The 22,859-nt window shown below is 33.5% G+C and carries 19 protein-coding genes and 2 pseudogenes; 18 read left to right on the forward strand and 3 right to left on the reverse strand.

Annotated elements, in window-relative coordinates; all coding sequences use genetic code 11:
* Positions 1-96 precede the first annotated feature (96 nt).
* The 9 genes and pseudogenes from BW731_RS06550 to tnpA all read left to right on the forward strand — a co-directional run.
* Positions 97-1,392, forward strand: a complete 1,296-nt coding sequence (locus tag BW731_RS06550) for a CHAP domain-containing protein (RefSeq protein ID WP_079346686.1) — start codon at positions 97-99, stop codon at positions 1,390-1,392.
* A gap of 133 nt (positions 1,393-1,525) precedes the next feature.
* Positions 1,526-1,810: a hypothetical protein gene (locus BW731_RS06555; RefSeq protein WP_079346688.1), complete on the forward strand. Its 285-nt coding sequence runs from the start codon at positions 1,526-1,528 to the stop codon at positions 1,808-1,810.
* A gap of 142 nt (positions 1,811-1,952) precedes the next feature.
* Positions 1,953-2,258, forward strand: a complete 306-nt coding sequence (locus BW731_RS06560; protein WP_079346690.1) for a nucleotide pyrophosphohydrolase — start codon at positions 1,953-1,955, stop codon at positions 2,256-2,258.
* A 56-nt stretch (positions 2,259-2,314) separates the two neighbouring features.
* Positions 2,315-2,851, forward strand: coding sequence for a hypothetical protein (locus tag BW731_RS06565; protein WP_079346692.1), 537 nt, complete (start codon positions 2,315-2,317; stop codon positions 2,849-2,851).
* Positions 2,852-3,154: 303 nt separating this feature from the next.
* Complete coding sequence (locus BW731_RS06570) at positions 3,155-4,714, forward strand: LPXTG cell wall anchor domain-containing protein (RefSeq protein WP_079346694.1); 1,560 nt, start codon at positions 3,155-3,157, stop codon at positions 4,712-4,714.
* A 12-nt stretch (positions 4,715-4,726) separates the two neighbouring features.
* A complete protein-coding gene (locus BW731_RS06575; RefSeq protein ID WP_079346696.1) occupies positions 4,727-5,230 on the forward strand; it encodes a hypothetical protein in 504 nt (167 codons plus the stop codon).
* A gap of 222 nt (positions 5,231-5,452) precedes the next feature.
* Positions 5,453-5,524, forward strand: a pseudogene (locus BW731_RS12520) (IS200/IS605 family transposase); the annotation flags it as partial.
* 118 nt (positions 5,525-5,642) lie between these two features.
* Positions 5,643-6,932 (forward strand): ISL3 family transposase, encoded by a 1,290-nt coding sequence (locus tag BW731_RS06580; protein WP_079346698.1) that lies wholly within the window; start codon positions 5,643-5,645, stop codon positions 6,930-6,932.
* Between the two features lie 78 nt (positions 6,933-7,010).
* Positions 7,011-7,392 (forward strand): annotated as a pseudogene (gene tnpA, locus BW731_RS06585) (IS200/IS605 family transposase); the annotation flags it as partial.
* A gap of 225 nt (positions 7,393-7,617) precedes the next feature.
* Here tnpA and BW731_RS06590 read toward each other — a convergent pair.
* Positions 7,618-8,181 carry a histidine phosphatase family protein gene (locus tag BW731_RS06590; RefSeq protein ID WP_079348574.1) on the reverse strand — a complete coding sequence of 188 codons (564 nt, stop codon included), beginning with the start codon at positions 8,179-8,181 and terminating at the stop codon, positions 7,618-7,620.
* Positions 8,182-8,217: 36 nt separating this feature from the next.
* Positions 8,218-9,090, reverse strand: a complete 873-nt coding sequence (locus tag BW731_RS06595; RefSeq protein ID WP_079346700.1) for an RluA family pseudouridine synthase — start codon at positions 9,088-9,090, stop codon at positions 8,218-8,220.
* 169 nt (positions 9,091-9,259) lie between these two features.
* On the opposite strand from BW731_RS06595, the gene BW731_RS06600 reads away from it, so the two are divergent.
* From BW731_RS06600 to BW731_RS06625, 6 genes are all read left to right on the forward strand, one after another.
* The gene (locus BW731_RS06600; protein ID WP_079346702.1) at positions 9,260-11,416 is read left to right on the forward strand and encodes a PBP1A family penicillin-binding protein; all 2,157 of its coding nucleotides are present in this window, start codon (positions 9,260-9,262) and stop codon (positions 11,414-11,416) included.
* Positions 11,417-11,484: 68 nt separating this feature from the next.
* Positions 11,485-11,832, forward strand: coding sequence for a YlbF family regulator (locus BW731_RS06605; protein WP_079346704.1), 348 nt, complete (start codon positions 11,485-11,487; stop codon positions 11,830-11,832).
* 100 nt (positions 11,833-11,932) lie between these two features.
* Positions 11,933-13,147, forward strand: coding sequence for a metallophosphoesterase family protein (locus BW731_RS06610; RefSeq protein ID WP_158080171.1), 1,215 nt, complete (start codon positions 11,933-11,935; stop codon positions 13,145-13,147).
* Positions 13,144-15,912 (forward strand): AAA family ATPase, encoded by a 2,769-nt coding sequence (locus BW731_RS06615; protein WP_079346708.1) that lies wholly within the window; start codon positions 13,144-13,146, stop codon positions 15,910-15,912. Before BW731_RS06610 ends, BW731_RS06615 begins: the two co-directional genes overlap by 4 nt.
* Positions 15,909-16,850 (forward strand): 3'-5' exoribonuclease YhaM family protein, encoded by a 942-nt coding sequence (locus BW731_RS06620; RefSeq protein WP_079346710.1) that lies wholly within the window; start codon positions 15,909-15,911, stop codon positions 16,848-16,850. The genes BW731_RS06615 and BW731_RS06620 overlap by 4 nt, the downstream gene beginning before the upstream one ends.
* 178 nt (positions 16,851-17,028) lie before the next feature.
* Positions 17,029-18,306 carry an ISL3 family transposase gene (locus BW731_RS06625; protein WP_079346503.1) on the forward strand — a complete coding sequence of 426 codons (1,278 nt, stop codon included), beginning with the start codon at positions 17,029-17,031 and terminating at the stop codon, positions 18,304-18,306.
* 112 nt (positions 18,307-18,418) lie between these two features.
* Here BW731_RS06625 and BW731_RS06630 read toward each other — a convergent pair whose 3' ends face one another.
* Positions 18,419-19,123: a class A sortase gene (locus BW731_RS06630; protein WP_143592749.1), complete on the reverse strand. Its 705-nt coding sequence runs from the start codon at positions 19,121-19,123 to the stop codon at positions 18,419-18,421.
* 301 nt (positions 19,124-19,424) lie between these two features.
* Here BW731_RS06630 and BW731_RS06635 point away from each other — a divergent pair, with 301 nt between their 5' ends.
* The 3 genes from BW731_RS06635 to BW731_RS06645 all read left to right on the forward strand — a co-directional run bounded on the left by BW731_RS06635 (position 19,425) and on the right by BW731_RS06645 (position 22,758).
* Positions 19,425-20,189 carry a hypothetical protein gene (locus BW731_RS06635; RefSeq protein WP_079346712.1) on the forward strand — a complete coding sequence of 255 codons (765 nt, stop codon included), beginning with the start codon at positions 19,425-19,427 and terminating at the stop codon, positions 20,187-20,189.
* 94 nt (positions 20,190-20,283) lie between these two features.
* Complete coding sequence (locus BW731_RS06640; RefSeq protein ID WP_079346714.1) at positions 20,284-21,333, forward strand: D-alanine--D-alanine ligase; 1,050 nt, start codon at positions 20,284-20,286, stop codon at positions 21,331-21,333.
* A gap of 51 nt (positions 21,334-21,384) precedes the next feature.
* Complete coding sequence (locus tag BW731_RS06645; protein ID WP_079346716.1) at positions 21,385-22,758, forward strand: UDP-N-acetylmuramoyl-tripeptide--D-alanyl-D-alanine ligase; 1,374 nt, start codon at positions 21,385-21,387, stop codon at positions 22,756-22,758.
* The last annotated feature ends 101 nt before the right edge of the window (positions 22,759-22,859 follow it).

A 22,859-nucleotide genomic window follows, 5' to 3' on the forward strand; every position in this document is an offset into this window, starting at 1 on the left:
GCTATGTTAGAATGAATAGGTCGTTAAGAAAAGGGAAATTATTAAAATAGAAATTACTTTATATAAATTTAGATAAGTTCGTTGGAGGAAGAAAAATTGAAGAAAAATATTTTATCAACCATTATGGTTTGCTCAATTGCATTAACAGCTGTGGCTAGTCCAAGTATCGCATTGGCAGATTCTGTTGATGTTCAAATTAAACAACAAGATGAAAAAATTAATGCCTTAAAAGGACAACAAGATAAAGCTCAAGCAGAAATCAATGCATTAGAATCAACCGTAGCTTCTGTTAATGAAAAAGTAGCATCATTAGAAGCAAAACAAACTGAACTAAGTAATGATACTGAGAAATTACAAGAAAAAATTGGTACACTTAAAGTAAGAATTGCCAAACGTGAAAAGTCGATTCAAAAACAAGCAAGAGATGCACAAACAAATGATCAAAATACTAACTTTGTTAGTGCAGTATTAGAAGCTGATTCATTATCAGATGCTATTAGCCGTGTGCATGCTATGAGCACAATTGTTAATGCTAACAATGATTTAGTTAAACAACAAAAGCAAGATCAAAAATCAGTTGAACAAAGTATTCAAGAAAATGAAGAAAAAATAAACGAAATGGCAGCGACTTATCAAGAGTTACAAAGTCAAAAAGATGCTCTTGCTGCTCAACAAGCTGAGTTAAATGTATTGAAAACAAGTTTAGCTGCTGAACAAGCAACTGCTGAAAGTGATAAAGCTAAATTAAACAAACAAAAAGAAGAAGCAAAAGCTGCTCAAATAAAAGTATTAAAAGCTCAACAAGATTCATCTAAAAAACCAGCTGAAGCAACGGCAGTAAAAGCTGAGAAACCAGTTGAAGATCAAAAAACTGATAACTCATCAGATAGTACGGCCACTTCTTCTGAAGCACCAGTACAAGAAAGTAAACCAGTTGAAAAACCAACTACTGATAGTACATCTTCTTCTGGAAACTCAGCGCCAGTTAGTTCACCATCAGGAAGTACTTCGTCTAATGGTGGAGGAGTAGATCATTCAGGCTCAGGTAATATGTATGCTGTTGGTCAATGTACATGGTATGTTAAGAGTGTCGCTCCTTGGGTAGGAACTTATTGGGGTAATGGTGCTCAATGGGGAGCGTCAGCAGCAGCAGATGGTTACACAGTCAACTCAACTCCAGCAACAGGAGCAGTTGTCGTATTCGCCGCAGGTCAATCTGTTGGAGGACAATGGACAGCAGACGGTTCTTACGGACACGTTGCTTATGTTGATTCATATAATCCAGCTAACAACACTATTACGATTTCGCAAGGTGGTACAGGGTTCTCATCTCCAACAGGACCTAACTCACAAACAATTAGTGCATCTGGTTATACTTATATTCACCGCTAAAAATAAGCAAAAACACATAGCAAAAACATGCTATGTGTTTTTGCTTTCCTATAAACTTTCAAATATTCATCTACTTTTTGTCATGACTTAGGTGTACAGTTGTTACATAGATTATTTATTGGGAGGAAGTAATATGATAAGTGAGTTAGAACACCTATTTGTAACTAAAGATAACTATGACTTGTTCTTAAAAAATGTAGAAGAGAAACTAAGTGATGAAAGTAAACTGTCAATTGTTTTAGAAGAACTAAAAGAAAAGATAGTAGATGGTATTCAGGACTTAAATATCAGAGAAAATGATTCATTAAATATACTGACAATTGTGTTTTCGAGTGAGTATTTTGCGCCGCAGGATGTTTTTATATGTGATGTGCATCTTGTAAAAGATAAAGAAGGAAAAGTATTGGTTAAGTACTAATTGAAACAGTCTAGTCAATTTTAAGCGTCCCCCCTCTAAAAAAGTTAGACCAAAAATCTAAATTTTAGAGGGCGCTAAAATTTGGCTAGGCTTTTTTATTATTTGTTATAATAGGAAAAAGACATAATAAGGAGAATAAATAATGAATTCAATGGATAAAATTAATGTATTTAGAAATGAAAGAGGTTGGCACCATAATAGTAAAGAAAAGGACCTCGCAATTTCTATATCTTTAGAAGCAAGTGAGCTACTAGAATTGTTTCAATGGTTAGATAATGAAGAAGCGCTAAAGCAGACAGAACGATTAGAAGAAGAACTCGCTGATGTATTGATTTACTCATATACCTTAGCTGATAAATTAGGGTTTGATATAGATGATATTATTGAAAAGAAATTAATTAAGAATGCGATAAAATATCCGGTCAAAGGAAAAGATATAAGTAGTTGATTTGTTAGTAGTGGGTTATAATGAAGGAGTAAAATAAAGCTGTAGGAGGAAATAGTATGTTTGAACAAAAAAAAGTGTATAAGAGTATGGAAAACAGACAATTCACCCCACAAAGTTTGATTGGTGAGCTGGAAGATTTAAAGCAATTCCAGTTTAATGATGTATCATATACAGGTATTAGTTTAAATATTGAGATGCTAATCACACAGTATTTACGTGATGATAAATTTCATTTAATAGAAGCAAAAGGTGGATTAGCTAAAAAAAGTTACGACTTGTGGTATCAAGATTTATGTTTAGCAATTGAAATTTTCAACCATTTTGCTACCTATACAAAAGAAAACTTTTCAATTTATTTAAAAGAATCGCATAAATTTGAAGAAAAAACAGGGTTTGGTAACACCTCAAAAGAATATAAAGAGTACTTCGAACAAGGAAATTCTATGTATTTTCATGATATGTTACATATTGTGTTTGATCTTTCAAGGAAAATTGATTTGAGTATTGCAGATTTTGAAGAAGCCTTACTTGCTGATGGAAAAAGTGTTGAAAATTATAAACTGCCAGAAAAAGTTGTTTTTGAAGGGAAGTAGAATTTTGTAGTAATTAAATAGTTAAATTATTTTATATTTGAAGAGGGTATTGGTGTAAATTGCTACATGGTTATAGTAGCTAATACACTAATATGCTCTTTTTTAGTAAAATATGAAGAAAATGTGAAGTTATTTATTGCTATTATTCTCAGGATTAACATAAATAAGTCAAGGTATTATAAAAAATAAGAAAAAAATGTGCGTTATTTATGAAAAAACATCTCATTATTTATTGACTACGTTTTTTGAAGATGATAAACTACCCTTTGTAACCAATAATTATAAAAAAGGGAGTTATAAAAAATGAAAAAGAAAACAATTGCAACATCATTACTTGCCATTTTAGTAAGCACATATGCAGCTCCATTTGTTTCTAATGCAGAAGCAATCAAAGGAGCAACAGAAGAAACAACTGAATCAGTAGCACCAACGACTGAATCAGCAGCACCAACGACTGAATCAGCAGCACCAACGACTGAATCAGCAGCACCAACGACTGAATCAGCAGCACCAACGACTGAATCAGCAGCACCAACGACTGAATCAGCAGCACCAACGACTGAATCAGCAGCACCAGCAACTAAGGAAGAAGCGCCAACAACTAAATCAGAGAAAACACCAGCATCAAAAGAAAAAACAAACAAAGACTTCCTTGCAGATTATAACAATGCAGTATCTACATTACAATATTTCATTGAAAATAATATGATTAGTTTTGAAGTATTTAATAATGCAATGGTTAATTTATCAGCTGCAGAAAATAGTGCTGACATTACTGCTATTATGAATCAAGTGTTGGAACAAATGGCTACAGATGGGACACCAGAAGCTGCATTAGCTTCTATTAAAGCAGAAGCACTACAACAAATTACTAATTGGTTGAATTATGGACAAATTGATGATGCTACTTATATGAATGCACAACAAGCAATTATTGCTGCTACGGATGCAGAAGCAGTAGCACAAGCAATTGCAAATGTAGAATCAATTATTCAAGCAAATACTGCTCAAACTTTAGCAACAATCAAGGATGATGCGAGAGATCAAATTTTAGGATGGTTTAATGAAGGTTTATTAACTCCAAATGATTACGCATTCTACTTAAATGAAATTAATAATGCTGCGAATGCAGAAGCAGTAGCAGCAGTGGTTGCTAATGCTGAGCAACAAGCACAACAAAATGGATTACATGTTGATTTAGATGCTATTAAACAGAGTGCCAAAGATCAATTATTTAACTGGTTATCTTATGGACAAATCAATGATAATCAATATATTAATGGATTAAATGCGATTAATAATGCAACAACAGCTGATGAAGTAAACAATATTATTGCAGGAATTCAAGCAGAGATTGATGGTGCAGTAGCTGCTACATTAGAGCAAATTAAACAAGATGCCAAAGATCAATTATTTGCATGGTATAATGAAGGGTTACTAACTGCTGAAGATTATACTTTCTATTTAAGTGAAGTTGTATCAGCAGTAGATGCAGAAGCAGTAGCAGCAGTGATTGCTAATGCTGAGCAACAAATCCAACAAAATGGATTACATAATGATAATCCAGAAGATGTAACAAATAATCCAATTGTAACACCTTCAAATCCAGAAGATGTAACAAACAAACCAGAAGCAACGCCATCTGAAGATAATAAAGCAGAGAATACATTAGTTTCTAAACCAGCAGGTACTCAACAAGAGGTTAAAAAAGAAACAGTTGTTACTAAAGTTTCAAAAAATGAAGTAAATAAACAAAATGAACTACCTAAAACAGGTGAATTAAACCAAAATCTAACTGGACTAGGATTAATGTCAGTTGCATTAGGTTCTCTAGTAGCTGTATTTAAAAGAAAAAGAAGCTAGGAATGAATAAATATGAACGATCAAAATGAATTAGATAATAAAACAACAGATGAACACATTACAATTGAGGAAAATGTTCTTGGTAGTGAAAATCATCAGCGTGTAAATGAATCTAGGCAAAAAAAAGGAAAAAATAATTTTTGGATAATAGTATTATTGTTAGTTATCATTTGCGGAGTAGTATTTTATTATATGACTGTTTCTTCAACTAGTAAAAAAGAAACTAGATCAACAACTATATCCGCTAGTTATTCTTTAAGTGCTAATGATAAAGAAAAAATGACAAATATAGCGGAAGAAATTACTAGTTATTATGAAGATAGTAAGAGGACTACGTTAAAAAGCAATATTGATACTTCTAAGCTAAAAGATTTGAAAAAAAGTATTGATTCAGTTTCCGATAAGACTTTAAAAAATGAGTTTTTGAGATTGTATAAACAACTAGAAGTTGATATAAATAAAAAATCAGTAAGTGATACTAATTCATTAGAGAGTTCCACAAATTCCTTATCTTGAGAGTTCAATTTTAATTCTATATTAAATCGTGTTGATAGATTAAATTCTATCAACACGATTTTTTATTAATGACTTTAGTCAGTTGAACACGAAGTAGTGTGCAGCCACAAAAAAACCATGCGTATTGCGTGTGGAGGAAATAGCTTTAGCGTTAAGAAACTCCTTTCGATATACTAAATAGTGGCTACCAACCGCTATAAGAGAATCGAAAGGAGTTTCTTTATGTCTAATGACGATAAAAGTCTATCACATACAAGATGGAATTGTAAGTATCATTTAGTCTTTACCCCAAAATAATGGCTCTATAATTTTTACTGTTGGTAACACAAGTTACCGACAGTTTTTTGTACACAAAAACATGTGATATCCGTTAGAATGAAATTGCGAAAAAACAAACTAAGGAGGATACCACATGTCATATTCACAGACTATCAAAGATATCTTAAATATACTAGACCTAAATATTATTTTTAATGAAAATTGTTTATCTACTGAAAAAATAAAAGGCGTTTTCTCTCGGATATTCCATGGTTTTTTAGAAGAATCTCCTACGTGCTGTCCGCATTGTCAAAGTAATCACTCTAATATTATTAAATGGGGATATACAACTAGCCTAATTAAAATGCCTAGTGTTTCTGAATATGTCACTTATATTAGATTAAAGAAACGTCGTTTCTTTTGTAAAAAATGTGATACGACTTTTGTTTTAGATACCCCTTTTGTTTCTAGAAACAACTCTATTTCTAATAATTTAAAACGTCTCATTGCGAAACAGTTAACCTCTAAACACGCCATGAGTGATATCGCAAAACAAACGAGCGTTTCAACTTCAACTGTCTCTCGCGTATTAAAAGAGTGGTATGAACCGATTAAGAAGTATAGTTATGAACTTCCGTCTGTACTATGTTTTGATGAATTTAAATCTGTTAAAAAAGTAGCTGGTTCAATGAGTTTTATTATGATGAACGGTGAAACAAATGAATTAATTGATATTCTACCTGATCGAAGATTACCAAAAATTGAGAATTATTTTAATGGCTTCTCTCTAGCTAATAGAAAACAAGTAAAATATGTCGTTTCAGATATCTATCAACCTTACATTACTTTAACTAAACGAGTGTTCCCTAACGCTAAAGTCGTTTTAGATAAATTTCATCTCGTTCAACATCTCAGCAGGGCATTTCAAAAGATACGGATTAAAATAATGACTCAATTAAAATGTAAAGATAACGGGGTTATCTATAGACGAATTAAAAAGTATTGGAAATTACTTCAAAAAAGTTATGACAAATTAGATTATATCCAACAGCATTGGCGTCCATCCTTTAAAGCGTATCTTTCTGAAAAAGAATTACTTGAACGCTTACTTACCTATGATTCTAAATTGACAGAGGCTTACAACACCTATCAACAAATTTTAAGAGCGATTCAAACAAAGGATTATTCTTTATTTTTGGAATTAATTAATCAACAAACAGGATTTAAAGAGTTTATTCCTGTTTTCAAAACATTTAAAAAATATCGAGAAGAAATAAAAAACACCTTTGAAACATCTTATTCAAACGGTCCATTAGAATGTATGAATAACCACATTAAAGTCGTTAAGCGTAATGCCTATGGCATGAGAAGTTTTTATAATTTTAAGCTACGACTATCAATTTGTTTAAAAGAATCTGCCTTTACAGCACCAAAAAAGATCTAGAAAACTAAATGCTTTCTAGATCTTAAATTCTAACGTATTAATCCTTACCAACAGTAGTTGACAAAGAGCCAAAATAATAGAAGAAAAGCGATATATGGGGAATTGAGAAAAGATATAGGTAAAATTTTAAGAAAATTATGCGATATGAAAAATGTCGAAATAATAGAGGTTCATGCAATGTCAGATCATATACCTATGCTAGTAAGAATTCCACCAAAGGAATCAGCTTCAGGATTTATGGGATTTCTAAAAGGAAGAAGAGCTGTGCTAATTCATGGGCAACATGGAAATTTGAAATATAAATATGGAGATAGAAATTTTTGGTCGAAAGGCTATTATGTTAGCACAGTAGGTTTAAATCAAAAGACAATACAAAAATATATTCCAGAACAAGAAGTGATGACAGAGTAAGAGATATTGTATAACTAAACGAGAATATATGGATCCATTTAAACAATAAAAGTCTTCTCAAATAGTGGTTTGCAGTCTTTTAAGAGCCCTATTTAGAGGTTATGCGAGTAGTGATTCCTTCTGGGGCTATTAAATAAGTCTGACCCAAAAGTAACTTTTAAAATAAGAATCACTCCATTATCAAAATAGAAATCTCATGAAATAAACGTTATAATTAACGGATTTCATGGGACTTTTTCTATTCTAATACTTTTAGATCAGCCTCTTTTACTTTTTAAAATTTATGATTGATTGCTTCAATAAACATAAATTTATCGTTCTCAAATGAAAATTTTAGGATTGAGCAATTTGAAAAAGCAATAGTAGAGACTGTTTTAAAATCTAACCAAGCTTGAATAAATAAGTACATAGCCCCACCATGACTAACTGCTAAAATTGTATCAGAGTTATCTTCTTTCATTACTTTAGTTAATGTATCGATCATACGTTTTTGGACATCACTGGCTGATTCCCCACCGTACGGAACAAAAGCATCACCGTATGACGTTTCACCTGGTTTAATTTTAGGGTTTAATCTTTCACTCTCACCTTCAAATAATCCAAAATGCCATTCTTTTAATCCTTTTAAACGTTTATAGTGATCGTGTCCAGCAACGATTTCTAACGTGTCACATGCACGTTCCTGCGTTGATGAATAAAAAGCATCAATCTCGATGTGGTTATCTTCAAAGTATTTTTTTGCAATATGAGTTTGTCGAATCCCTTCATCTGTCAAAGGTGAATCACAAAATCCTTGAATTTTTCCTAGTTGATTAAAAAGAGTTTGTCCATGTCGCATTAAATAAAGTGTTTTAGCCAAATTAAACAGTCCTTTCTATTGTTTGATTTCAAATAAACTGGGCATTGCTTGAACAACAATGTCTTCATTCGTAAAAGGGTGTACTAAGTGAAGCGATTTTGCATGAAGCTGTAGTCTAGGATAGGTTGATGATGGATTGTATAAAGGGTCGCCAATGATGGGGTGTTTTATGCTCTCTAAGTGTACACGGATTTGATGTGTGCGTCCTGTATCAAGTTTACATTTGATATGAGTTGTATTTTTCAACACCTCAACTACGGATACATGAGTTCTAGCTTGTGCACCTTTTTTTGTATCAACTACACGTTTTCGTCTGTCATGACGATGGCGTCCGATAGGTTTATCAATAGTCAATTTTTTTTCTTTGATAATCCCACTTACTTCGGCTTCATAATAGCGATTGATTTTCTTTTGTTCTAATAATCTACCAAGTATAGGCAAAATAATTGGATGTTTTGCAAAAACAATGGCACCGCTTGTTTCTTTATCAAGTCTATGCACAACATACGGCTCTTGATTCTTAGGAGCTAAATATGCAGCCAAGTCGTTTAGTAAGGTATCTGACTCTTGAGGTTGATTTGGATGAGTTTTTTGACCGTATGCTTTGTTGACGATGATGAGGTGTTCATCTTCCCATAAGACATTGACCGCCTCTTTATTCCCTAAGGAAATGTCAGGCTTTGTATAATCACTATCTTCGAAAATCATCGTCACTGTATCACTAGCTATAACAGTTTCATGGAACATGACAGGTTGATTATTTTTTAACACATTTTTTCGTGTTCTTAAAAAATGTCGGACTTTCCTAGGAATAAGCCAATCGTTTTCTAGTAGGTCACGAATCGTAGTTTCATGTGTTCCTTTTGGTAAAGTGATAGACAGCTGCATAAGTGGACTCCTTTTTCTAATTTAAACGTTTTTTAAAAAATATCATGTAGTAATTTAATGTTTGTTTGGTATCTTTAATAGACTTATGAAGATAAGTCTTTAGACGTATCAGTTATTTATGATAATATGATACACTAAATTTATAAAATTTAATAGAAAGGACATTATCATGGAACAAGTTAAGAAGTATTTAGAAGTGATAAAATCCTGGCTAATCAGGTTTGGTGCATGGTTAAAACCTCATTGGCAAACATTTCGAGTACATCAAAAAAGAATATGGAAGAAATACCATATCAATAAAATAATTTTATTAACAGCTTTAACAGTTGTCTTAGTCACAAGCATTTATCTGTTTTATTTAGCTAAGAGTATGAATGTGTCTGGGTTAAAAGCAGGTTTGGAACAATCCACGACGATTTATGATAAAGACGGCGATGAAGCTGGTAAACTAAGGAAAAATGGTGGAACGTTTGTAACGTTAGATAACATCTCACCGTATGTGGTAGATGCCTTGATTTCTACAGAGGACCGCCGCTTTTATCAGCATAAAGGATACGATGTGAAAGGGATTTTAAGAGCCGCAGCTAGAAAAGTGATTAGAAGAAATAATAGCGGTGGTGGTGGGAGTACTATCACACAGCAGTTAGCAAAAAATGCCTTTTTAGACCAACAACAAACTTATACGCGTAAAGCAAAAGAACTCTTTTTAGCAATAGAGTTGGAAAAAGAGTATTCAAAAGATGAAATTTTAGAAATGTACTTAAACAAATCGTACTTTGGTAGTGGAGTTTGGGGAATTCAAGATGCATCCAAGAAATATTTTGGTAAAGATGCTAAAGATTTAACGATTGATGAAGCAGCTGTACTTGTTGGTGTGTTGAAAGGTCCTAGTTTATACAATCCGATTGATCATATGGATTATGCAGTCAATCGCCGTAACACAGTGCTATCTGTGATGGTTGATAATGGAAAATTAGATAAGGCTACGGCAGATGGTTTGATGAAAGAACCGATTTATTTAACGGATACCTATGTACCCGATAAGGAATCATACAAATATCCTTATTACTTTGACGCGGTCATTTCTGAAGCGACTGATAAAACAGGCTTAACAGATGCGGAAATTTCGAATGGCGGATACAAAATATATACAGCTTTAGATCAAGTGTATCAACAAGGCATGGACAAAACGTTTGCAGATGATAGTTTGTTTCCTCCTGCAGCGTCAGATGGTGCCATTGTAGAAGGAACGTCTGTGGCGATTAATCCTAGCTCTGGTGGTGTGATGGGGATTATTGGAGGGCGTGGTGAGTACACGTATCGTGGATGGAATCGTGCGACTGATTCAAAATTATCACCAGGTTCTACGATGAAACCTCTATCTGTTTATACGCCAGCTTTAGAAGCAGGATACAAACCAGATGATATGTTAAAAGATGAAGAGTTATCTTATTATGATGTGCATAACTTCTCTCGCACATATAGTGGTGAAACATCTATGACGAATGCATTGATTCGTAGTTTAAATGCTCCTGCAGTTTGGCTAATGCATGAGATTGGCATTGATAGAGGATATAAAAAAGTTGAACAGTTTGGTATTAAGCTAGACCAAGAAGATAAGTATTATGGACTTGCGTTAGGTGGCCTAACAAAAGGAGCTAGACCAATCGACATGGCAAGTGCGTATACGGTATTTGCTAACGAGGGAGTTAGAAAAGAAACACATTTTATTACAAAAATTGAAGATTCACATGGTGTGATTATTTATGAAAATCAAAAACCAAAATCAACACGCGTGACAACACCTGAAGTGGCTGAAGAGATGACAAGTATGCTTCAAGGTGTATATAGTTCAGGAACAGGAGCCGCTGCTCAGCCGTACGGTTATCAAATAGCCGGTAAAACAGGAACGACTGAAAATATAAATGCAGATGGTATGTCAAAAGATCAGTGGATGATAGGGTACACACCAGATGTGGTGGTAGCTACATGGATTGGTTTTGATAAGAGTGGCCCGGACCATTATTTACCAGGAAACGATAGTAGCTATATTTCAAATGTGTTTAGAACAGAGATGCAAAGTATATTGGGAGCCTCTCCTAACACGCCGTTTCCAGTAAAAGACGCCACACAAACTGAAGAGTATATTGGTAGCCAAGAAAATAACACGACGACTAATGGAAAACTAGACGGAATTGGTGACACATTAAATGATGTGGGTGGAAAAATCAAACAAGGTGCAGACACAGTTGGAGATGGTATCAAAAAAGGTCTAGATAAAGTTGGCGAAGCTTGGCAAGGTATTTGGGGCAGAGTAACCCAATAAGAGTAGGTTTTTTTAGCGAAACATGTTACAATATTAAGAGAATAAATTTCTATTAAAGGAGCATACATATGTCAAATAATATTTATGATAGTGCCAATCAAATCGAACGTGAAATTCGTCAAATGGATGAATTTTTAGCTTTAAGTAGTGCTTTTGATGCAGTAAAAGCTGATCAAGAAGCATTTGAATTATTTAAGGCATTTCAAGAACTACAAATGACCTTACAACAAAAACAAATGCAAGGTGAAGAATTTTCTGACGAAGATGCTCAAAAAGCACAAGAAATGGCAGAAAAAGTTCAAGGTGAAGCATTAATCCAAGATTTAATGCAAAAAGAACAAGCTTTTAGTATGATTGTTAATGACTTAAACCGCATCATTATGCAACCAGTTCAAGATTTATATACGTTAGATTAATCGACACAATAATGGGTGGTTAAGCAAGTGCTTAACCGCCTATATTTTTTATAGAACTTATTTTCTTTAATATGTGATGATAGTAAAAGGAGTGTGGCGCATGAAATTTATTCATATGGCAGATTTACATATAGATCAACCTTTTTCTGGGATTACTACAGAAGATGTAGCGTTCCAAAAAGAGATACAACAAATAAATTATCAAGTATTTGAAGCAATTATTGATTTGTGTATTAAAAAGTCAGTGGATTTTTTATTAGTGGTAGGTGATACGTTTCATCAAGCAACATCATCAATCTATACACAAAAATTTATTATGGACCAGTTTAAAAAATTAGAAGAGCATCACATTACAGTGGTGATGTCTTTTGGCAACCATGATTACTATACTAAGAGTCGTTACTGGTTTGACTGGCCAGAAAATGTCGTACTTTTTGACAAAGAAGAAGTAACGACAAAAGTACTGACTTTAAAGAACGGTCAAAGTGTTTCGATTAGTGGGTTTTCTTATGAACATCAGTGGATTACTGACCAAAAAGCGTTGGAATTTCCTGAGAGAAGTACTGAAACGGATTATCATATTGGTTTTTATCATGGCGAAATTGGACAAGAAGGTAAGTACGCACCGTTTTCTTTATCACAATTAAAATCAACATATGATTATTGGGGATTGGGGCATATTCATAAGAGTGAAGAATTAATGGAAAAACCATTAACAATTTATCCTGGAACACCTCAAGGACATACAAGAAAAGAACGAGACACTAAAGGTGTTAGTTTTGTTGAGATTAGTGGATCAAGTGTTTCTCAACGTTTTATTGATGTGAGTAAAGCAACATGGGTACAACAAGATATCTCATTAAAAGAAACAACAAGAGCAGAACAATTAGCAAAAATAGAAAAAGAAATTATAGCAGCTAGATACATGAAAGAAGTCACGTTATTAGTTGTAAAGCTAAGCCCATCATCAGAAGAGGGCATTAGTGAATTATTATTACACAAAGAAGAAATACTAAGCTACTTACAACGTCAACTACTACGCAAAACATCGTATTATATTTGGTTAGTAGATATTGTGATTGAACCAATTAAATCAAATCAATTAATTATGGGCTTTGAAGCGAGTTTAATTGATGATTTGTCTCAGCATTTTCTACAACGAAATGAGTTTTTTTCAGTCGCTAAGGACATTGTCCAACAGCCAATTGTGGGGACTAATATAATATTTGATGAAGAAGACATTCAGCGGATTGTTGAAGAAAGTAGTCAGTTAGTAAAAGATAAAATGATTTTTAAAAATGGAGTAGGCCAATGAAAATAAGACGATTATATATAAATGGATTTGGAAAATTTAATAATCAAGTCTTCAATCTTAAGGAAGATAATCAGCTCATTTTTGGTGACAATGAATCTGGAAAATCTACGCTTTATCATTTCATTCGCACGATTTTATTTGGGTTTCCTAAGAAAAGAGACATGGTACGTGATTTCACTCCAGTAGAAGGTGCAACGTATGGTGGTCATATTATTGTGGATCATCCTATTCATGGGGAGTTATATATCGAACGTTTCAAAGAAAAGAATAAAGGTCAAGCATACGTTAGATTAGAGGATGGTCGAGTAGGTGATGAGCACTTATTGATATCGTTGATAACACCACTAACGAAAGAAGTGTTTGATGAAGTATTCAGTTTTCAACAAGAACAACTGACTGATCTAAATGAGTTGAATGAAGTAAGATTACAGCGTTTGCTCCTAACGGTTGGCTTGACAGGCAGTGAAAGGCTAACAGCTATTTCAAATGATTTTTTAAAGGATAGACAACAAATTTATAAGCCATCAGGTAGAATTCCTTTATTAAATCAACAATTGAAAGAGTTTAATCGCTTAGAACAAAGTATTAGATTGGTTGAGGAACAGGAAAATACTTATCGTACTAAATGGAATCGACGACTTGAGTTAGAAAAACTATTAGAAAAAGAGAAAAAAGAGCTTGAAGATAGTATGTCTCTTGAAAAAACATTACTAGAGCAACAAAAATATTTCCCACTTTATACTGAATGGCAAACGCTAAATCAAGAAACAGGTGGAAGTAGCACAGAACAAGCACCAAAAACGACAGTTAAAAGTGTGTCTGAAGCGTTACAAGAATATAAATTCTTAACGAAAAAAGAAACTGAATTATTAGAAAATCAAAGTGATATCATTAAAGATATCACGCCAGCTGTCCAATTTTATCTTGAAAATCAAGAATTATTTGACCAATTGTTAGATGATCAATTAAGTGTTCAATCTATCAGTGAGCGTCAAGAAGTGTTGCAACAACAGTTGGAGGCTTACACATCTAGTAAAAAAGAGTTGTACGATAAGTATCGTTTGTCAAATGCCTTACTTGATGTTGTGATTGAAGATAAAGAAGAAGAGTCGTTAAAAGAGCTAGCTGAAGCAGAGGAAGAGTTACTTAGAAAACAAGTCATTTTATCTAATGAAAAAAGTCGCTTGTCAATTAGACAACGAAATCTAGATAAAGAATTATCTAAATCAGAAAATCAGTTATCTATTCCATCAATGAGTCACTCAGAAGATGGTGAGATAGATGAGGCACCATTCTTTGATTCATTTACAATCAAAATGTTTTCTGGTTTGTCACTTGCGATTGCAGTCATGATGTTATTGTTGGCCATTGTTTTAGGCTTGTCATGGTTGTACGTTATTGTAGCAGCATTTGTTGGTTTAGGTGTGTTTGGGTTTATTAAAGCAAATAAAGTACCCAAATATCATCCTGTAACACCTGAAGAGGCTAAGTCTATATATAAACAGCAACTAAATGAAGCCGATCAATTGGCTGATGAGCTAAATGATTTAGAAAAAAACTTAGCAAGTTTCAATGAACAAGAAGCGTTAGTAAAAAAACAAAAAGAACAATGGGTGACAGCTTATGGTTTCCCTATAGATGAAACGGTATCAATGTGGTTAACGACTTTACCCGTTTTTAGTCAATTACGTGATATCCAAAAAAATGAGCAAGAGATGACATTACAACTTGCAACAATTGATAAAGCCATTACGTCATATAAAGAGTCTCTTTCATTTGCCAAAGATTGGATTCCTTTAGAAGGTAAAAACATACGTGAGAGCTTTAAAGAAGTCAAAAAATTTACGGATACACAAAAAGAAGCCATCAATCGTTTGGAAGGTAGCGAAACAAATAACATCCAAAGTGAATTAGCTTCTATCAGACATCAAAAATCAGCTTGCCAAACATTGATTAATGACTTAACTAATCAGCATAAATCAACACCAATTGATGTAGCAAAAGAATGGTTAAATCGTCAAGAGCAGTTGGATCAAAATGCCAATCGTATGGATGAATTAGAAAATCAATTAGAGAATGTATTTGATTTGTCTAATAATTATAACTTATTGTCAATTAATAAAAGTTTAATGAAATTAAAAGCAGACCAAGATGAGCTTAAAGATCAAGAAAAGGCTTATCAAACAGAGTGGCAACAGATTGATTATGATATGAAACAAATGGAAAAAAATGGCTCATTGGATGATTTACGTCAAGAGCGAGCAACTCAATTATCTAAGATTGAAGAAATGACCGAACAGTGGTTAACGCTACGTTTTTCTGAAGAATTAGTTCAACGTTTATTCCAATATTTATCGGATCAACAGCTTCCAACACTTTTAGGTACTGTCACAGGTTACTTCAATTTACTAACTAATAAAACGTATCACAAAGTGCTAGTTGATGATGGTCAACTCATTATTGTAGACAATCATCAAAGACAGTGGAAAATCGACCAATTATCGACAGGAACAAAAGATCAGTTGTATATGGCCTTTCGTTTAGCCTTTATCCACTTGCATAGTGAAGATTATGGCTCACCGATTATTATTGATGATGGTTGGTTGCACTTTGATGATACACGTAAAGCCACACTGTTTAAGTTATTAGATATGTTAGGTAAAGACAACCAGGTAATTTGTTTAACGTCTGATACAACCATGAGGGATTATTTTGAAACAAAAGATCAGTCTGTATTGGTTATTGGAGAGGAAGAGACAGCATGAAAAAATTGAGAGAATTAGTGGTAGATGAAACGTTTGAAACATTTGTTTTACTCAAAACGGCTGATGTTCGAATCGCTAGAAATGGTAAAAAGTTTATCGCGTTTACTTTTCAAGACAACTCAGGCACAATAGATGGCAAGTATTGGGGTGCGTCAGATGAAGACATTGCGACATTTACTACAGGAAATGTTGTGTTGTTGAATGGAAAGCGTGAACTTTATCAAAATATGCCGCAAGTGAAAATTATGCATCTTCGTTTGGCTAAAGAAGGTGAGCCAACAGATCCGTCGTTATACATGGAAAAAGCACCGATTGATATTGATGAGATGAAGCAAGAATTTAATGATTATTTGTTAGATATTACACAAGCAAAATGGCATCGAATTGTCCGTCATATTTTTAGTAAATATCAAAAAGAATTCTTTGAATATCCGGCTGCAAAACGTAATCATCATGCGTTTGCCGGAGGGCTTGCTTTTCATACATTAACGATGTTGCGATTGGCAAAATCAGTGGCAAATGAATACTCTGAGCTGAATCCATCTTTATTATATGCAGGGGTGATGTTGCATGATTTAGGGAAAGTCCATGAACTGTCAGGACCAGTTGCAACAGAGTACACATTAGCTGGAAATTTATTGGGACATATTGTCATGATTGATGAGGAAATTACAAAAGCATGTATTGAATTAAACATCCCTGAGTTAGATGAGGAAGTATTAGTTTTAAAACATGTGGTACTAGCTCATCATGGACTGTTAGAATATGGTTCTCCTGTTAGACCGAAAATTATGGAAGCAGAAGTCCTACATCATTTAGATAATCTAGATGCGTCAATTCAGATGATGTTAGGTTCTTTAAAACAAATTAATCCAGGTGAGTATACTGAACGTATTTTTGGATTAGATAATCGTAACTTTTACTTGCCGAATATATAAAAAACTTTTCAGCGTGGTTAGTTCTACGCTGAAAAGTTTTTATTTGGGCTGTACACTAAATCGTGTTGATAGATTAAATTCTATCAATGCGATTTTTTATTTTAGGCATAGAAAAAGGGGCATTCTTATTGGTAAAATTAAGTCGACTATAACTAACATTACAAAGGAGAATACCCCTATGGATAATAATACAAGAAAACTACTCAATTTAACAGATGATTCTCTTATTTTTAATGAGGATTGGTTGTCTCGCGAAGCGAGAAACAACCGCTCAGTTAACATGATTACAGGAAGATTAGTGAATAAAGATAAGCAATGCAAGAAATGTGGATGTTATCAATCCGTTAAAAATGGAACGTATCAAACCATTAGTCAATTGCCTGAAGTTGAACGTCGCCCAACTTATCTAAAACTTCACAGAGAACGTTACCTTTGTAGAAACTGTGGATCAACTTTCAGTGCTTCTACTTCTCTAGTAGATGACTATTGTCAAATTTCTAAACAGCTTAAATACCAAATTGCCTTTGACTTAAAAGAGAATCAATCACGTAAAAAAATCGCAGAATACCACAGTGTCTCTGAAAATACTGTTAAACGTGTGTTAGTATCATTTACGAATAATCAGCAACCTAATTTTAACTTCTTGCCCACAGCTCTTTGTGTAGATGAGTTTAGCTCTACTTCTGATTGTCATGCTGGAATGAGCTTTATTTGTGCTGATGCGGCATCTAAAAAAATAATCGATATCTTACCTGATAAAAGATTGCATAAGTTGGTTTCTTACTTTATGAAGTATTCCAGAAAATCACGTCTAAAAGTAAGATTTTTGGTCATGGACATGAATGCAAGTTACGGTCAACTATTAAAAACAGTCTTTCCAAACGCCGAAATCGTTACAGATCGATTTCATATCATTCAACATATTAACCGCTCTTTCAACACCTTAAGAATAAAAGAAATGAAACAGCTAAAACGCCACAATCAAGAGGAAGGAAAGCAGTATCGAAGATTAAAGCGTTATTGGAAACTCCTTTTAAAGGACAGTTCTGAATTAAACTATAAACACTTTTATTATCGTCCTTTATTCAAGAGAAATATGTCATCTACCGAATTGGTAGATGAGTTACTTTCTTATAGTTCTCTATTAAAAAAAGCGTATCATTTTATGCAAGAATTGAAGTATGCTTATAGAACCAACGATTATGTTTTATTTTTAGAGTTATGTTCAAAGATACCTGTTGAATTACCAAAGTATTTTAAAGATAAATTCAAGATATTTGGTAAGTTCTCCCAAGGAGTCATGAATGCCTTTAAATACTCCTATTCAAATGGTTTCTTAGAAGGCATTAATAATAAAATTAAAGTGATTAAACGTGTGGCCTATGGCTATCGAAACTTTCTACTATTCAAACGACGTATCTTTTTGATTCAAAATCAAGTTTTTCAGGTTAAATAAAAAAGCGAGAGAATTTCTTCCCTCACTTCAATTAATTCTATTTCATTTTTGAGACTTTTTCATCAATATTATTGTCCATCAACACGATTTGACATAGAGCCTTTATTTTGTCTTAATAATAATTGTTTTGAGCTAATTCAAAGGCATCATGCATATCTTTAGGTGCCTTTTTACCATTAACTTTCTTAACTAGCTCACCTTGTAAAATGAGGCGGTGCTCACCTGAAGTATCACATGTGACTAATGTGACTTGTCGTTTTCCCGGAACGTCTTCGATGACGTCGACACGAGTTGGCTCAACGTACTCTTTCATTGTGACTTTATATTCGTAAATATATTCTAAGTCGGTCAAATAAATAGAGGATCCTAATTCTACTCGAACGAGTGGTGCGAATAAAAGGGTTGGATCATACATATAATGACTTGCTAGAGCGTAATTTCCATTACCCATTGTTTGGTCAGGCTTCATTGTTCCGGCACCGACTGAAATGACGTAATTAGACACACCTTTTAAAATGGGTAAATTTAAATCCACGCTAGGGATAGCGATTCCGCCAATAACATCTCCTACATCACGGCCACGAGACTTTGTTACTGTATTAAAGTCTAAAGACTCAACTTGGTCAAAATCAAATGTTGCATCTTTCTTTTCATTTTTGACGACATCTTCTCGTGTAATTTTATTAACTTGATATTGAGCAGTATTTTCTTTTACTAAAAAGTTTTTAATTTGGTTATTGAAAATTAATGCAACGCCAAAAAGAAATAAAATCACCATAATGAGATTAAAAAAGAAGTTTTTAATTTTTTGTCCCATTGTTTTTTGAGATTTTTTGTGTTTGGTTGATCGTCTATTTTGTGTCGTGTCTTGTTTTTTAGATATGAGAGTAGCCCCCTTTTTCTATCATTCTAACAACTATCATACCATAATTAATAAAAAAATAAAGAAAGGAAGATTATAAAATGTTACATTATTATGTCGTTTTTCAAAAAAAAGAAGTGCTTTTTGTAATCTAAACGTAATTAAACTACAGGTGGTTATATGTTCATTTTGTTGTAGGAAAATGGTATAGTTATATTAGTGAAATAGACAAGTAAAAGAAAGTTAGGTGAAAGTGTTGCGACAAAATATATATGTTCATTTAGATGGCATTAGTAACTCTGTTTTAACAAAGGGACTAGGTCATCAGGACTTTGATCGTTATACTGTTCATCGCCCTAAAAATTTGTTGCTGCTTAGTGCTAGTGAAATTGAAGGGGAGTATGAAGCACATACAGGTTTTAGGGTCATTCGTGGACAAGAACAAGTGGATCGTTATTTGAGTAATCTAAATTATAATAACCGTCAGGAAATAAAGTGGCTTGATTTTGAGGAATATGATACTTTAAAGCGATTAACAGCTAATGAAATTGCGGAAATATTGTACTTATCTCATATGAAAATGCAATTGCGTTCGCCGTTTTTTTATAAATTACAGAATAATTATGCATTCTTCGAAACAGAGCAAGAGGTTATGAAAGTATATTATCGAAATATTGATGAGTTTTATCAATCGTTAGCTAAGAAAATTACGGACAAGGTATTGTATCAATTGAATGCCAACCGGTCGATATTTTCAAAACGATATACAACAATTAATCCTCTACCTTATGATATCGTAAAAGAACTAAAAAGCCTTATGCAAGAAGGCACGGTATTTGAGTTTTCTCAGGTTGGTCTAGATGAGGGTGAGTATAGAATTCCAGTACATGTTGTTGAAGATAATTTACGAAAAATCGAGAGCAATCAATTGTTTATGGAAGAAAAAGTAGGTGTGCTAACTTATAAACATCAAAAGATGACGTGGCATTTTACTCACATAAAGAACCCAATAGTATTTTAGTTGGATTTTTTTATATAACAGATGAAAAATAAGGAATAGAATTTTATTACATTCTAGAGTATAATTAAATCCTAGCAAATTGAGGAGGACGACCATGAAGATTTTTTTAGTATATGGTGGAAAAAGTGCTGAACATGATGTCTCAATACTGTCAGCATTTTCAATTTTACAAGCGATTTATTACAACTATTACTCTGTGCAATTAGTATATATTACTCAGGATGGTAACTGGTTAAAAGGACGTATATATAATGAAGCACCTTTAAATGAAGATGACTTACGATTAACGATTGCTAACGCACAACCGATTTTGCCAAGTGATTTAAAAGAGGGGAATGCTGTGATATTTCCAGTGCTCCATGGACCAAATGGAGAAGATGGAACTATTCAAGGATTGTTTGAAGTTCTTAATATGCCTTATGTCGGAGCAGGTGTGTTAGCTAGTGCGTGTGCGATGGATAAAATCATCGGTAAGCAATTATTCCAACAAGTAGGTATTCCGCAGTTACCGTATGTGGCTGTAACAAAAAATGGTTACAAAGACCATCAAGCAGAGATTTTAGCCGAATGTGAAGGCAGTTTGATTTATCCAATGTTTGTTAAGCCAGCTAATATGGGGTCAAGTGTTGGAATTAGTAAAGCAGAATCTCGAGATGAATTAATTCAAGCAATAGATGAAGCGTTTCGTTTTGATCGTCGTGTCATTGTCGAACAAGGAATCGAAGCTCGTGAACTAGAAATAGCGGTTCTTGGTAACGATGAAATCCGAACAACTTTAGCTGGAGAAATCGTTAAAGATGTTGCTTTTTACACATATGAGTCAAAATACTTGGATAATAAAGTGGAGTTACAAATTCCAGCTGATATATCAGGTGAGTTGCAAGAAACATTGCAATATTACGCTAGAAAAGCGTATCAAACATTGGACGGCAGTGGGTTAAGTCGTTGTGACTTTTTCTTAACAGCTAACAATGAAGTCTTTTTAAATGAAGTGAATACCATGCCAGGATTCACACCATTTAGTATGTATCCTTTGTTATGGCAAAATATGGGCTTAAATTATGGCGATTTATTAGAGGAATTAATCCAACTAGCTAAATTACGTTTTGAAAAAAAACAACAAATTGAAGTTGAACAGTTGTAGAGTTGGACACATGTTCAACTTTTTTTGTTGATGATAGAAAGAAGGAAGACCATGAATTTATCAGTACGCGAGATTGTTGCAGCAGTTAATGGGGTAAATCATGCAACACAACATGACGACCAATGTGTTGAGTCGGTAGAATTTGATACTAGAAAAGTGATTGAAAATAGTTTGTTTGTTCCTCTTAAAGGAGCAAGAGATGGTCATGATTTTATTCCACAAGCCATTGAAAGTGGTGCGTCTTTAGTATTATCAGAAAGAGAATTGTCAGAGGATGTTTCCTATATCAAGGTAAAAGATACCTTAGTTGCATTACAACAATTAGCTCAATATTTTTTAGAAAAAGTACATCCAAAAGTAATTGGTATAACAGGTAGTAATGGGAAAACAACCACAAAAGATATGACAGAAGCAGTCTTGTCACAGCACTATAAAACATATAAAACACAAGGGAACTATAATAATCATATTGGCTTGCCTTACACGATTTTATCGATGCCAGAAGACACAGAAATGCTTGTTTTAGAGATGGGAATGGATCATAAAGGTGAAATCGAAGTGCTATCTAATATCGCAAAACCAGATATCGCTGCGATTACATTGATTGGCGAATCTCATATTGAGTATTTAGGTTCTAGAGCTGGTATTGCGGAAGCAAAAATGGAGATCACGGCAGGACTTAAAGAGGATGGCGTTTTGATTATCCCAAATGATGAGCCATTGTTAAAACGAATGATTATAGATGTGCCACAAACGGTTGAAAGTTTTGGTGTTGGAACAGAAGCAACTCTATCTGCCTCTCTCCTCTCAGAAACGAAAGTTGATACACAGTTTGAAACCAATCTATTTGAAGAAGAAGTATTTTCAATTCCTGTTTTAGGTGGATATAACGTAAAAAATGCTTTAATTGCATTATTGATTGGCCGCTTTTTCAATGTGCCAGTTTCAAAAATGAAAAATGGGCTGGCAACATTTGATTTAACTAAAAACAGAACAGAGTGGTTAAAAACAAATGACGGCATTGATCTTTTAAGTGACGTGTATAATGCTAATCCAACTGCAATGAAATTAGTGTTGGATACATTTTCAGCTTTGAAATTAGAAGGTAGAAAATTCGTTGTATTAGGAGATATGCTAGAGTTGGGAGAGCTTTCAAGTCAAATGCATGAAAGTGTCGCCGAACATATTTCACCCCAAAAAATTGACCAAGTGTATTTGTATGGTGAACACATGGCATCTCTTTATAACGTGTTACATAATAGAATGCCACAAGGGTCTATTCATTTTTACCGAAAAACAGAAAAAAAAGAAATGATGACACATTTATCGGAAAAAATACAGCCAAAAGACACTGTTTTTCTGAAAGCAAGCAATGGAATGGGACTGAGTGAAGTGGTAGAATTTTTATTAAAAAGTCACGAATAGACAAGGTTTTATTGTTAATTATTGGATAATATGATAGTATTATACGAATGCCTATTTTCATTTTTTTTCATTATATAAAAAGAAAAGCAGTCGATATAGCA

The sequence above is a fragment of the Vagococcus martis genome (genome assembly GCF_002026305.1).
Taxonomy (GTDB): domain Bacteria; phylum Bacillota; class Bacilli; order Lactobacillales; family Vagococcaceae; genus Vagococcus; species Vagococcus martis.